General features: G+C 40.8%; 12 protein-coding genes. 5 read left to right on the forward strand and 7 right to left on the reverse strand.

Annotation, left to right across the window (positions count from 1 at the left end; genetic code table 11):
• Window positions 1-123: 123 nt before the first annotated feature.
• Window positions 124-1,209: a DUF475 domain-containing protein gene (locus tag FTV38_RS10090; RefSeq protein WP_180002749.1), complete on the reverse strand. Its 1,086-nt coding sequence runs from the start codon at window positions 1,207-1,209 to the stop codon at window positions 124-126.
• A 207-nt stretch (window positions 1,210-1,416) separates the two neighbouring features.
• On the opposite strand from FTV38_RS10090, the gene tenA reads away from it, so the two are divergent.
• Entirely contained in the window at window positions 1,417-2,082 is a 666-nt protein-coding gene (gene tenA, locus FTV38_RS10095; RefSeq protein WP_180022380.1) for a thiaminase II, read from the forward strand.
• A gap of 109 nt (window positions 2,083-2,191) precedes the next feature.
• Here tenA and FTV38_RS10100 read toward each other — a convergent pair whose 3' ends face one another.
• The 3 genes from FTV38_RS10100 to FTV38_RS10110 all read right to left on the reverse strand — a co-directional run bounded on the left by FTV38_RS10100 (window position 2,192) and on the right by FTV38_RS10110 (window position 3,960).
• A complete protein-coding gene (locus tag FTV38_RS10100) occupies window positions 2,192-2,914 on the reverse strand; it encodes a hypothetical protein (RefSeq protein WP_180002745.1) in 723 nt (240 codons plus the stop codon).
• Window positions 2,915-3,103: 189 nt separating this feature from the next.
• Window positions 3,104-3,442: a GlpM family protein gene (locus FTV38_RS10105; protein ID WP_180002743.1), complete on the reverse strand. Its 339-nt coding sequence runs from the start codon at window positions 3,440-3,442 to the stop codon at window positions 3,104-3,106.
• Window positions 3,443-3,576: 134 nt separating this feature from the next.
• Window positions 3,577-3,960, reverse strand: a complete 384-nt coding sequence (locus FTV38_RS10110; RefSeq protein WP_180022381.1) for a hypothetical protein — start codon at window positions 3,958-3,960, stop codon at window positions 3,577-3,579.
• Window positions 3,961-4,139: 179 nt separating this feature from the next.
• Here FTV38_RS10110 and uvrA point away from each other — a divergent pair, with 179 nt between their 5' ends.
• On the forward strand, window positions 4,140-6,971 hold the full coding sequence (gene uvrA, locus FTV38_RS10115) for an excinuclease ABC subunit UvrA (protein ID WP_180002739.1): 2,832 nt from the start codon (window positions 4,140-4,142) through the stop codon (window positions 6,969-6,971).
• A gap of 59 nt (window positions 6,972-7,030) precedes the next feature.
• Window positions 7,031-7,294, forward strand: a complete 264-nt coding sequence (locus FTV38_RS10120) for a hypothetical protein (protein ID WP_180022382.1) — start codon at window positions 7,031-7,033, stop codon at window positions 7,292-7,294.
• A 639-nt stretch (window positions 7,295-7,933) separates the two neighbouring features.
• On the opposite strand, the gene blaOXA is transcribed toward FTV38_RS10120, so the two are convergent.
• Window positions 7,934-8,785: a class D beta-lactamase gene (gene blaOXA / locus FTV38_RS10125; RefSeq protein WP_373685348.1), complete on the reverse strand. Its 852-nt coding sequence runs from the start codon at window positions 8,783-8,785 to the stop codon at window positions 7,934-7,936.
• Window positions 8,786-8,987: 202 nt separating this feature from the next.
• On the opposite strand from blaOXA, the gene FTV38_RS10130 reads away from it, so the two are divergent.
• Complete coding sequence (locus FTV38_RS10130) at window positions 8,988-9,797, forward strand: toxin-antitoxin system YwqK family antitoxin (protein WP_180022383.1); 810 nt, start codon at window positions 8,988-8,990, stop codon at window positions 9,795-9,797.
• Between the two features lie 41 nt (window positions 9,798-9,838).
• On the opposite strand, the gene FTV38_RS10135 is transcribed toward FTV38_RS10130, so the two are convergent.
• Complete coding sequence (locus tag FTV38_RS10135; RefSeq protein ID WP_180022384.1) at window positions 9,839-11,545, reverse strand: diguanylate cyclase; 1,707 nt, start codon at window positions 11,543-11,545, stop codon at window positions 9,839-9,841.
• Between the two features lie 1,099 nt (window positions 11,546-12,644).
• Between FTV38_RS10135 and omp33-36 the strand changes: the two genes are divergently transcribed.
• Window positions 12,645-13,529 (forward strand): porin Omp33-36, encoded by an 885-nt coding sequence (omp33-36, locus tag FTV38_RS10140; protein ID WP_180022385.1) that lies wholly within the window; start codon window positions 12,645-12,647, stop codon window positions 13,527-13,529.
• 55 nt (window positions 13,530-13,584) lie between these two features.
• Here the strand turns inward: omp33-36 and FTV38_RS10145 are convergent, their stop codons facing one another.
• Window positions 13,585-14,280 carry an ion channel gene (locus FTV38_RS10145; protein WP_180022386.1) on the reverse strand — a complete coding sequence of 232 codons (696 nt, stop codon included), beginning with the start codon at window positions 14,278-14,280 and terminating at the stop codon, window positions 13,585-13,587.
• Window positions 14,281-14,574 lie beyond the last annotated feature (294 nt).

Raw genomic sequence — 14,574 nt, forward strand, 5'->3', positions numbered from 1 at the left:
GATTATAGGACATTCAGCTTAAAGCGAAGCAGGATTTTTATTGATTTTAAATATCCTGATAATTGGACAAATAAAAAGCGCAGCTAATGCTGCGCTTTTTGGGAGATTTCAGGCAAATTTAAATTAGCCTAGACTTTCTTGGCGCTTTTTATATTGAATTGAGGCAATCACCGCCCAAACAATAAATGCCACACCAATCAGGCCCGTTACCACTTCAGGGACATGCAGACCTGTGCCACTCGCCAACATAATGAAGGCCAAAGCACCAATCGCATAATGCGCACCATGTTCAAGGAAGATATAAGCATCTAAGGTGCCTTTATCCACTAAGTAAATGGTCATCGAACGCACGAACATGGCACCAATGGCAAGACCAAGCATAATGATTACGACATCAGAAGTAATCGCAAATGCACCAATCACACCATCAAAACTGAATGAGGCATCGAGTACTTCAAGATAAAGAAAACCACCAAAACCGGCTTTGATCACGCCTGTCGGTACGCCATTTGCGTCATGTCCAACCGCATTACCATTTTCATCAACTTCAGGTTCACCACCCAATAAATGACTCAGTACTTGGACACCGATATACACCACGATCCCCCAAATACCCGCCATCACAACTGCTAAACGAGAGACTTCGGCCACGTTTGCTGCCATTACCAATAACGCAATTAGAGCAATAAACACGGACATCGCAGGAACGTTTGCAAGATTGGCCAAACGGCGCTCTAACCAACGGAACCAATGGGTATCTTTCCCTTCATCTAAGAAGAAGTTCAGGAACACCAATAATAAGAAAGCACCACCAAAGGCCGCAATTTCTGCATGATGGGCCATCAATTTAGCTGAATACTGAATTGGATCATTCAACGCCATTTGAACCACTTCCATTGCACCCATGTCTGCGGTCACAGCCACGATCACAATTGGGAAAATCAAACGCATACCGAATACAGCAATCACGATCCCGACGGTTAAGAAAATCATTTTCCAAAAATGATCCCAACCACGGAGTACCGATGCATTCACTACAGCGTTATCAAATGACAATGATACTTCCATCACTGCCAAAATTGCAGTAATGGTCAGTGCTGTCAGCATGGCTTGCACACCTGCATTTGGGCCATGATTCAGACCCCAATATGCAGAAATGGCAAGACACACGATCGTAAAGACGATTGAGAAACCAAAATGTTTCATCATGAGAGATCGACCTATTCATTCAATAAGATTTCAAAATGAGGGAATACCCAGTTTGAAGCTAAGTTTATGGCGCAATTATGCCGCTTTTCAGGATTGAAACCAAAAATTATTCGTTACATTTTGAATAAACACTCTAAGATGGAGGCTCTCAATTACATCGCATCATGGTGTAGACCCGTCTTTCATTTTTAACGACAGGAATGTTCAATGCGTTTTTCTGAAGAAGTTTGGCAACGTAATACCGCGTTATATCAGCAGATACTCCATCTACCGTTTAATCAGGAATTGGCTCAGGGCAGTTTAAGCCGCGACGCCTTTTGCCACTATGTCATTCAGGATGCCCATTATTTATTGGCTTATGGTCGTGCGCTTGCTGTGTGTGCAGCCAAGGCATTTGATGCCGACGATGTGATTCAGTTTTCTGAAGCGGCAAAAATTGCCATCGTGGTGGAACGTAGTCTGCACAATGACTTTATGCAAGGTTTCAACATCAGTAAAGAACAGTTTGAAAATACCCCACTGACCCTTGCCTGCCATCATTACACTTCGTTTCTAACAGCGACAGCATGGTCAGAAAGTTACCCTGTGGTCCTTGCCTCACTCCTGCCTTGCTTTTGGATCTATGCGGAAGTCGGCAAAGCCATTGTCAGCCAATCTGTGCCGAATAACCCTTACCAAGCATGGATCGACACCTACTCAGGTCAAGACTTCAACAGCGCTGTACAAAATGTGATTCAAACCATTGATCGAGTGGCGGCTCGCTGTGATGCAGATACACGTGAAAAAATGCATGCGGCTTACACGAACGGCGCAAAATTAGAATGGATGTTCTGGGACAGCGCGTATCAACAGCGGACTTGGCCCATTGAATAAACCTGTGATTTTAGCTGTATAAAAATTTAAGGATCTAAAATTACTTTTAGATCCTTTTTTTAATACGGTTGGATTCGGTTCAAATGACCCTACACGATCATTCAGTGTATTAGCGTTTAAAACGATACCATCCGAGAAAAATCCCCATCGCGATAATCACCAAAAAAATCGCAAAACGTGCTTCACGCAACTCACTGCGTGCTGCTTTGCGTTCCTGCATCTCTTCTGAATGAAATTGTGATTTGACCATCGGATCTAGTTGAGCAATAGCCAATAAATCTTTGGGCTTTTCACCTTTGCCTAAAATGAAATAAAGCCCTTTGACTTGCATTTCATTGAGTTTTCCCAGTTCAATATTCAGTTGAGTAGCTTGTGCATTATAGTCAGGCACCCAATCTTCTACGCGGGCATATACATGGGCACGACTAATATCAAAGATTGATGCATCCTGCACTTTCTTGCCAGTTTGATCTTCCAGTTGTTCACTCAAATCTGAGAATTGGGACAGTACATAGTCTTTTTTCTGTGCCAACTGTACACCATCAAAAGCATACTCTTGTATTTTTTGTGCAGGATTATTTTTCAACAATAAACCTTGCGGAACGACTTTAAAGTCCAGAACAGTATTGTCAGGGACTTGGTTGGTTTGCAGTACCATATAGACCACAGACCATAGCTGTTCATTTTGCCCGACCGCAGGCACGCTCACGCTATAACGCTGCTCGGCTACCGGGTCAATAAACTGTTCAAACGCGAGGATTTGACTGTCTTCAGCCCACAGGATTTGACTTGAAAACATGAGGCAGATGATCACCCAAAATTGTTTTAACATTATTTGCTCTTATCATGATTATTTTCTGTTCTGGCAGAATTATAATTAATTATTCAAATACTTACATTTTAAATCACACATTTAGTGATTGGAAATTCATCATAATTTAATACAAATCTATTGTTTTATAAATGATCTAGAACCGATAAAAAGTTAATCTGAAACAGCATCGATATAGGCTTTTGATGCTTACTGAAAACTCTGCCATGCATAAATCAAAACAGCCGCAGCAAGCACCCAACTCAAAGTTGCTACACTCAAACATGCCGTTAAGCTCAAACGTGTTGCGAGCAGGTACACCATCAATAAATAAATGAAATATGGGATGAGAGACCAGAGTCCAAACAGCGCAGTTTTTTGTAATGCGGCTGCACCCTGATCATTTGCCACAATTACATGAGCAATCAACGCAAAAGTCGGAAACAATGGAACCAAACCTGCAATATAAAACACCTTACTTTTAGACAGCAAAGCAATTAATACCACAACAAAGGCACCCATTAAGCTTTTGAGAAATAAGGACAACATGGCATTCTATGGTTTCGATAAAACTGCATTTTACGCCTTTTCTGCGATAGTCCTGAGATTTTCCAATGGATTGTTATGCACATGACACAGGAGATTTAAACGATGAACTCAAAAAAGTCATAGCGCTTTTATCTTTATGCACCTTTACACCATAGGCTAGATGTAAAGCGCGCTTTTTGTTGCTCAGCCATTTGCTTAAACTGCGCTTGAACTTTTAAATCTTCAGCACTCATCAAATGTTGATTGTTTTCAACAATTGCCAAAACCAAATCAAACTGTTGAGGAATTTTTTCGCAGGCCAGCTGCTTTTTTTCAGCTTCTGTTTTGGCTTGACCTAATTTCGCAAGATACAGATCAATTTTTTCACTTTCGGTATTCAGCGCCAAAGTTGCTTGTTCTAAGCTGTCATATTTTTGCGCTTTCGGTGTGTGGTTCGGGGTACATGCACTCAAAAACACACTACACATCAATAAACCCATCACACCTAATGTTGGATTGAGATGAAGTTGCCATTTCATGTTAAAAGTCCTAGATTGCTGATTTGCAGATGTTTTAGGGCATCGGCACAGACAGCTATATTTTGATTCGGCCATTTTTCTCACAAAGTCACGCATAAATCTAGGTTTAAATTACACTTGAACATTTTTCATGCGCTATCATATATAGGTTTTTCGATGAATATTTTAGGACCCCTTGCATGAGCCAAAGCCATATCCGTATTCGAGGCGCACGTACCCATAACTTAAAAAATGTGTCACTCGATATTCCACGCGACAAGTTTGTGGTCATTACGGGTCTTTCTGGTTCAGGGAAGTCCTCTTTGGCTTTTGATACCTTGTATGCTGAAGGTCAACGTCGCTATGTTGAGTCCTTATCTGCCTATGCACGCCAATTCCTTTCGCAAATGGAAAAGCCCGAAGTTGACTCGATTGAAGGCTTGAGTCCTGCGATTGCCATCGAACAAAAATCAACGAGCCACAACCCACGCTCAACAGTGGGAACAATCACCGAAATTTACGACTATTTACGTCTACTCTATGCCCGTGTCGGCACGCCGTATTGTCCTGAACATGACCTCCCAATGGTGGCTCAGACTGTGTCTGAAATGGTCGATACCGTCAAAGGTCTAGAAGAAGGCACGGCGCTTATGTTGCTTGCCCCTGTGGTCCGTGACCGTAAGGGTGAATACACCAACTTATTTGAACAATTACAAGGTCAGGGTTTTGTCCGTGCCCGTGTCGATGGTGAAGTCATTGATATTGACACGCCACCCGAATTAGACAAAAAGAAAAAGCACACCATTGAAGTGGTGGTCGACCGTTTTAAGGTTCGTGATGATCTTGGCAACCGGATTGCAGAAAGTTTTGAAACGGCTTTACGCATGGGCGGCGACATTGCCATTTTGTCGTGGATGAAAGGCGAACAAGAAGACCGCGTATTTTCAGCCAAACACTCCTGCCCTGAATGTGAACGTGCCGTAGGTGAACTCGAACCGCGTCTATTTTCCTTCAATAATCCATTCGGTGCCTGCCCTGTTTGTGATGGTTTAGGCACACGCAGCCATTTTAGTGCTGACAAATTGATTCCTAATAATGAAGTTTCGATTAGCCAAGGGGCAATCCGTGGTTGGGACCGTCAACGTCCGTATTACTACAGCATGATCCAAAAAGTTGCCGATCATTTTGGTTATTCTTTAGACACACCGTGGAATGAACTCGATGCCGAGACCAAAAAGAAATTCCTTTATGGTACAGGCAAGGAAAAAGTTGACCTCAGCTATATTGATGAGCGTGGTCGTTCGCATAAACGAGTACAAGCCTTTGAAGGGATTTTGCCGCACCTAGAACGTCGCTACCGTGAAACGGAGTCGAACTATGTACGTGAAGATTTAGCACAGTATTTATCAAATGCCGCATGTGATGCTTGCGGTGGCTCACGTCTCAATGAAATTTCACGGCATGTCCGAGTTAAAGATAAAACCATCGCGCAAATCACCAAAATGTCAATTGGCGATGCTGAAAGCTATTATCAAGACCTCAACTTAAGCGGTGCCAAAGGCGAAATTGCCGACAAGATTTTCAAAGAAATCCGTGAGCGTTTACACTTCCTGGTCTCTGTGGGGTTGAACTATTTAAGTTTATCGCGCTCGGCAGAAACACTGTCGGGTGGTGAAGCACAGCGTATTCGTTTGGCTTCACAAATTGGCGCGGGCCTCATGGGCGTGATGTATGTCCTCGATGAACCCTCTATTGGTTTGCATCAGCGTGATAATGACCGCCTATTGGAAACCCTAGTACGTTTGCGTGACTTAGGTAATACCGTATTAGTTGTAGAACATGATGAAGATGCGATCCGTGCCGCCGACCATATTATTGATATTGGCCCGGGTGCAGGTGTACATGGTGGTCATGTAATTGCCGAAGGAACTTATGATGAAATTTTGGCAAACCCTGACTCACTGACAGGTCAGTATTTATCAGGCAAGTTAAAAATCGAAGTTCCAAAACAACGTGTACAGCCACCCAAACCTGAAGAGCAAATCAAGTTAATGGGCGCTGCGGGTCATAACCTAAAAAATGTCGATCTGACCATTCCTTTAGGGGTCATGACCTGTGTGACGGGTGTGTCGGGTTCAGGTAAATCGACCCTGATTAACCGGACATTATTGCCGCTTGCAGCAACTCAATTGAACGGTGCAACCACACTGACTGCGGAAAAATTTGACTCGATTGATGGCTTACAGTTTCTCGATAAAGTCGTCGATATTGACCAAAGCCCAATTGGTCGTACACCACGTTCAAACCCTGCAACCTACACTGGTTTGTTTACCCCAATTCGTGAACTGTTTGCGCAAACCCCTGAAGCTAAAGCGCGTGGTTATGCTGCAGGTCGTTTCTCGTTTAACGTGAAAGGCGGTCGCTGTGAAGCCTGCGAAGGCGACGGTATGATTAAGGTTGCAATGCACTTCTTACCTGATATGTATGTGCCTTGTGATGCCTGCCACGGCAAGCGCTATAACCGTGAAACGTTAGAAGTTGGCTATAAAGGTCGCAACATTTCAGATGTCTTAGAAATGACGGTTGAAGATGCGATGCATTTCTTTGATGCTATTCCTGTGATTCACCGTCGTTTGGAAACCTTGAACCAAGTGGGCTTGGGCTATATCCGTTTGGGTCAGTCTGCAACCACACTTTCAGGTGGTGAAGCGCAGCGTGTGAAATTGGCACGTGAGTTGGCGAAACGTGATACAGGCAAAACCTTGTACGTGCTTGATGAACCAACGACAGGTCTGCACTTCCATGATATTGCCAAGTTGCTCGACATCCTGCATGAGCTACGTAATAAAGGCAATACCATCGTGGTGATTGAGCATAACTTGGATGTGATTAAAACTGCCGATTGGATTGTGGACTTAGGTCCTGAAGGTGGTGCGGGTGGCGGTATGATTATTGCCGAAGGTACACCTGAAGTTGTTGCGAAGAATAAAGTGTCGCATACAGCGAAATTTTTAAAGCCGATGTTGAAATAAGATTCTCTTTCCTTTAAGTGCATGATAAAACGGTGATTCATTCACCGTTTTTTATTTATATGACTTTATTAGAGATAATTGATACAGCCGTAAAAATTGGTTTAGGAGCACTGATAACTGGCGTAATTACCTACTTAAATCAAAAGGCAAATATTTCAGCATCAGTAGCAAAAGATAACCTTCTATATAATCGTAATTTATTGACCAATATTTCCAAAGATCTCGAGGAAATAAATCATCTCGTTTTAAAAATTTGGGCAATTTTTGAATTTGAAACAAAACAATCTCAACCAGCTCTTAATGAGATTTCAGATAGACTTTAACCTCTAAGACACGCACTTTTTAATGACTTTAATTTGCTTAGCAAAAATGAAGGTTTAATTCTTTTACATGGATATATTGAACAATAAGAAAAGCTAAGAATTTATGGCGAATTACTCGGAAAATTTAACGCTTATACACTTTGTAAAAATGGAGCTATCAATGTTGAAACAACTGCTCAATATAGATTTAAAATTTTAGAAGCTAGAAAATCACTTTATACGAGCTTAAACAAAGCCATTTCTACATAAATTCTTGTTCTTCACAATATTCAATCACATGAAGGCGACATGGATGTCGCCTGTTTGACTGGGGCAGCACGGATGTGCCCTCAGTCAAACAAAAGCATTTTGCCTACTTTTGTGCTTTCAAAAGTGGGAATCTCCTACGCAATGGAAACTCAACCCCAATGCAAAGCGAGGACGTTTAGAAAAGCATATTTTTTTGAAAATAACCTTAACTAAATCCATCAACAAAATTCGCACCATTATTTATACATTCAACTGGAACTTTTCGGACTTACCTTCAACCAAACAAAAGCATTTTGCCTACTTTTGTGCTTTCAAAAGTAGCAACGTCCTACACAATGGAAACTCAACCCCAATGCAAAGCGAGGACATGCAAACTTAAAACTCAAAAAATTAACGTAAATAATGAAACACACCCAACTTATCCAACACATCCAAAGTTAACTGCTTACGCTCTGCCACATCATCCCCTGCTGCCATCTGCATATTCAAACTAAACGACATGATCTTGCCATGACCATCATCCACCCAACCGGTATACCAACCGACTTGGGGTTCAACATCCATGCCCCAACCACTCTTGGCATACAACTTCGCATCGCCACGACTTTCAATATAAAGCATGTCTTTGACTTGCTTTTGTACCGCGACATCAAACGGTAATTTCTCTGTCGCAAGCTGATACGCAAATTTGGCTTCTTGCTCGGGCGTAATCTTTAACGGCCCAACCAACCAAAAATTATCCACCTGTTTGCCAATATTGGCATTGCCAAAACCGACCCGTTTGACTTCTTGTTGCATTAACGCCAAACCTATTCGCCTTGCCAGTTCCTGATAAACAGGCACCGCAGACGCTTGCATCGCTTCACCCAAAGTCAGGTCTTTTTCCCATGACGGGAAAGCACGTTTTTCACCTTTCCATTTAAAAACTTCAGTGGTTGTCGCCTTCTGATGCTGCAAACCAATTAAAGCATTTAACATTTTAAAGGTAGATGCAGGAATGTATGCTGTCTGGGCGCGCTGTAAGTCATTGCCATAATGGCTCATGCTCTGACCATCAAATGTGACAAATACCGCCTGTGTCTGTGCTTGATTAAATAAAGACGGAATTTCACTCACCCGTGAATTTGCTAAATTGGCTTGAGCCGTTTGTTTTAAGTGTTGAGATGAATCCAACATGCCTTCATTTGCTGTACATGCTGTCAAACTCAGGACAGTCATCAACGATAGATATATTTTTTTCATTGCACTATTTTTATGGCGTTTAAAGTCCATAGTATAAGATGAAGTTCAAACCTGAATTGTTTACTTTTCAACAGTCTTGTATCTGTTGCAAACTTAGCGCATCCACTATTTATTTTTAAACAAAACATCCTTATGATGACGCCTATCGTGGACTCAACAACGAATAATTTTTAACTTTTTAAAATATAAAAGCATACTAACAATGAATAAATTTATCTTAAGTTTCAGCCTCTTATTATGTCCAATATATAGCTTTGCCGATGGCTATCTAAACGAATACATGGTGCTGTTTGTCTCACAAGAAGACCCCGATCTTAGCCCATGGAAAGATAAGCCGCAGTGTAAAGCCCTCAGTACCCCGACTCAACACAAAGGAATCTTTGAAAATCAATATGTCTATGCCAATGGCAATGCCCTGACCACCATCTTTCTGAGCAACAGCAAAATTAAAAACGGTGAATGTGAACATTTAATTCACTTTCCAGATGGCATTCAAGGCTCAGGCGTATTTGAAAGCTTCTTCCCCAACGGCAAACCCCGTAGCCGCATTGCCTATAAAAATGGGGAGTACGAGGGCAAACTTGAGTTTTGGTTTGCCAATGGGATAAAAGAACAAGAAAGTAGCATCATCAATGACGAATCACAGGGGGATTACAAAATTTGGCATCCAAATGGGCAACTGGCTTTTTCTCAAAATTATAAAAATGGGATCGAAAATGGCCTGCGCCAACGCTGGTACAGTAATGGTAAACCGTGGACCTATGCCAATTTTCAAAACAATAAACTGATTGGCGAGCTGAAAATGTGGTTTGAAAACGGCAAACTAGAACGCCAAGGTTATTATCGTAATGGCGTTCGTCATAACAGTTATAAAATTTGGTATGACAATGGGCAACCTGAAGCGGTGCTTCAGTACGATTTAGGCAAAATTACCCAAGCCCAGTGTTGGAATGAAGACGGCAGCCAAATGAACCAACAAGCCTGCAATAAATTATATAAAGATGAAGATTAATTCATTTGTCTGGCTAACTATATGAATCTGCCAAGCTGCGTTTAGGCTGAAACACGATCACGCCCCGCAGCTTTGGCTTTAAACAATGCTTGGTCTGCGCGCTCTAATAAATCGATCCAGCTTTTGGCACCCACTGCAACACCAATACTCACCGTCACGATGAGATCTGCTTCGTCTTCTGCCAAATTGAAATTCACATGCTGAATATCATGCCGTATGGTTTCGGCAATGTGCTGGGCTTTGAGCATATCAATCCCCTCGATCAGGACTAAAAACTCATCTCCACCATATCGCACCACCAAGTCGGATGAACGAATATGTTGTCGTAATTGATTGGCAACATGTTGAATCACCAAATCGCCGACAATATGCCCATAGCGATCATTCACCTGTTTAAAGTGATCAATATCAATCACGATCAGTGCTGTATGTAAAAAGCCTGAATTTTGGCTGTCGCGAAATTTAATATATTCATCTAAGGCAAAACGATTGGCGACATTGGTGAGTGAGTCAGTATTGGCAATATGTTTAAGCTGAAATTCAAAGGCATCACGTTGTTCCAACATGTTTTCAATATGCTGAATGGCATCAAATAAACTGAGATAACCTACTTTGGCAGGTTCAATCACGCCTTGATCCATTTGTCGGTGCCGAGCCAGTTTAAATAACTGATTACGAGCACGAATTAAAGGTTCAAACACCCATTTCTTGGCATAGAACATCGTTAATAATGCAGTCAGTAATGACACGAGCGAGACAAAAAGCGTGAAAATCAATTTATTTCGCGCTTCACGTTGTTCATCCGCAGCTACTTTGAGACTGTAATCTAAAATATAACTTTGCAATTCCACCACTGTGACAAATTTATTGACCATTGCATCAGTGAGCTGGGTGCCATCCATGTGATAACGCTGATGTTGAAGACTTTTTTGAGCCAAACCATCAATAATTGGCAAACCTTTATCTAAAAATTCCGTTCGTACCGCATGATGTAACTGTTTAAACTCGGGTGTTTTGTCATGTTCGGACTGCACGACATTGATCAATTCCCATAGATAGCGTGTTTGACGCTGGGTTTGTAAACTCCGCGCTAAATTTTGCTCTGGAATTTCCTGTTGAAATGATACCGCAGCCATAATATTTGATGCGACTCGTCCCGCCTGATCACGTAATTCTGCCAGTAATAAAATCAGCGTGTAATAATTCGATACACGGGTATCTTTACCATGTGAATGATTGACCAATTTCTGCATGGCAATATAGCTTTGATCCCAAGCTTGGAACATCGCCAAAATGGCATGATCCAATTTTTTAGCTTCACGCTGTTGTGTCGGCAGCGCAATATATTGATCGACCGTTTTGCGACCCTGCAACAAATATGGATATAAATTGGACTCTAACTGCTGGGCGATCGGTGCAAAGCCCGTTTCTTTTAAAACTTTCAGTGTATCTTGATATTGCCGATCAACGCCTTGACGATATTCAGCCAACTCAATAATTTTTTGCTCGCGCTGAAGACCTTGACTCGACATTGCACTGTTAGCTGGCGCACGTTCACGAGAAATTTGGTTGGTTAAATCTGCCACCATTTTTAGCATCTGAATTTCTTTCAGCGCTTGAGCATTTTTGAGGTAGTTTTGATAACTGCTCACAATCAGTGGAACACTAATAAATACGATAGACAAGACGATTACTAGCATCGCAAGTTGCAAGCGCTTACTAATATGCTCTGTTCGTAATGTTTCCATCTATTTTATGCCCCACACTTGTTGCATACCCCAACCCACTTATCAACTAAACGCGGGAATATTTAAATTAATGATCAATAATTTATTAATTTATAAAATGAACATTTATACAGCTAAATTCTATACAAATGTGTTGAATCTGTCACATTTTTATCATTTTAAAACGAGATAATTTGCTAAAAAACAGCAACATATTTGAAAGGAATAAATTTTTTTATGAACTTGCTTAAATAAATATTTACAATTGCAATAAATTGGTGCAGAATGCACCGTATTAGGGCACACTAAATTTCTTCCTCAGCAGAATATTTTAGTTTCCCGAAAATTTTGGCTAAAAAATCCTGATTTTCCATGAAAATCAGGATTTTTTTTGTCTGGACCTACTGAACTCGATGATAAATTCAATAATATATGCACCATAAAAGGGCATTTATTTTTATTCCATCTCCGTTTTATCTATAATCTTTGCGGTAAAGTTCCATTTTTAGACAAAAAAAAAGCCCAACCTTGGGGAAAGCTGGGCGAATAAAAAACAAATGATGGAGAATCAGGGTCAAAGTCACACTTTTAAACTGTGTGACGACTCGATTGGCAAATTATGAATCAAATAAAACCTGATGTAAAGCCAAGTATTTCACAAGGATATTAAATTTATCACTAAGATATTCATTTAAGTGAAGTAGACCTCAGATTTAAAACAAAAACGTCCATTTACTATGCAAATAAACAGTTTTTGCCCAACAATTCGGCAGTCAAAGCCGCAATTTATCGCTTCAAATGCGTGAAAAGCGTTAGAATTTACCCACTACAATAAATGTTATTTTGAATTAAGATAACAATAATAATTGTTATTTTAGATTGAAAAGTTGTGTATTTTTTCAAGTGTATTTTTTTAATTAAGAATTTAATCAAACTTACTTAATTGTTCTCAATGATTTTTTTTCAGTGACTTATTAGTTAGAGTAAAAACTGAATTTCTTATTATGAAATAAAGATCTGAGTCAGAGACTGAATAATAACCTTTAGGATCATTGACTTAATATATTGTTACAATACAATGCTCAATGTTTAATCCATTTGTAACAACTGGTAGAAAATCATGAAAAAACTCGGTTTAGCCACTGCTTTATTATTAGCCATGACCGGTGCTCAAGCTTACCAATTTGAAGTTCAAGGCCAAGCAGAATACATCGACACAACTGCAAATGACAAAGATTTCATTGGTGGTGTTCAAGGTACTTACTACTTCAAAAATGTTGACTCTACAAAAGGTCCTTTAGCAGAAGCTGCATTCTTAAACCAAGCTTCTAACGTAGCTGTTGCTTACAACTACGGCGAAGTTGGTTCACAAGGTGTTGACGTAATTGCTCATAACTTTGGTGCTAAAGCTGAAGCTTATGTTCCAACTAAAGTTGTTCCTGTATATGCAAGCGCGTCTTACAGCCACACTATTTTAGATTCTAAAAACCAAGTATCTAAAGAATTAGAAGGCAATGGCGACCGTTATGCATTAGAAGTTGGTGCGCTTCCAACTCAAAACTTCTTAGTTGCTGTTGGTTACACTAGCGTTGCTGACCAAGCTGCTGTTGACGCGTTCAACGTTATGGGTAACGGTGTTGCTAAAGCTGCTGCAGAAGCTGCGACTATTGGTCAAGACCAAGACGCAATCACTGCACGTGCTAAATATGTTGGCGCAATCGACGACACTAACATGGCAATTGGTTTCGAATCAGGCATCATCTACGGTGATGACACTGCTTACCAATTCAAAACTGATCTTTTCGTAACTCCTAAATTAAGCGTTGGTGCTTCTTACGCTGAATCTAGCTTTGAAGGTACTCCAGACTCAGCTTGGGGCGCGAATGTAAACTACTTCATCACTCCTGCTGTTGCAGTTGGTGCTAGCTATGTAAATGCTAATGCTAAAGAAGTTGTTGCGCTTGATACCCAAACTGTTGGCGTAAATGCTAAATTCCGTTTCTAATTTATATTAGATCCTGAAGACAAAAAGGACGCATGTGCGTCCTTTTTTACTGCCATTATTTGTCTTTAGGTTCATGACGTTCGGGTAAATGGGCAATATATTGCAAGGCGATTAAGCGTGAAACGATGAGAGCCAAATACATCACCCCACAGAACATTTGAAGCATAGCCAAGACCCGTGCTGGCGCACTCACGGGCATGAGATCCGACAAGCCCGTTGCGGACTGCAAACTAAAACTTAAAAATAATAAATCTAACCACGACTGCATGCCCGGCGCTGCAGGATTCACAAAACTATCCGGATAAATCAGCTGACAAATACTATAGAGAAAGGCAAAACCCCATGCGATGAGGGTAAAAACTGCTCCTGCTGCAAAGAGTTCATCTTTGGTTAAATAGCGATCTGCGAACATATAACGCAATACGCCATAAGCGGCACTAAAATACGCACAGGCTTCAAAACCATGCGCAATAATTTGAATATTCGGATGATTTACACCCAGCATAATCAAAGTAGAAAACAATACTGCACAGCCAACAAAACTCAGCCCAAGAATCGTAAACATTGGAGTTTGGCGAATTACTTTGGCGATGATCAACAATACCAATACCCCAAGCACCCAAATCAGCGCACGAAAAGACAGACTTTCTCGGGTAATCGCAGTTAAAACCAAGATCAGAAACTGCACCAGTAACAGCCATGCTGAGGGCAAAAGTCTAAAGCTTTTCCAAAAATCCACGAATCCTTGCATTATTTTCAATCTCTATATTTTTTTATCATGCGCTGAAATGATCGATCTGAAGCATCATCAACTGATTGATTTTAAATTAGCACGAAGTGAGTTTTTTATACTGCAAAGATTTGTTGAGCGTGACCTGAAAAACATCACATATGCTTAGGGTCTGTTGACATTTGTTGATTAAAAAAATAGCGAGATAGTAAAATTAAATCGCCAAACCCAATTTTACACTCGCTATGCCTCGAACAATGCTAAATGATCAACACTGGTCCAAGTTACTTGCTATTTTCCGTCACTTTAATATTT

It is taken from the genome of Acinetobacter sp. YH16044 (genome assembly GCF_013417145.1).
GTDB lineage: Bacteria > Pseudomonadota > Gammaproteobacteria > Pseudomonadales > Moraxellaceae > Acinetobacter > Acinetobacter amyesii.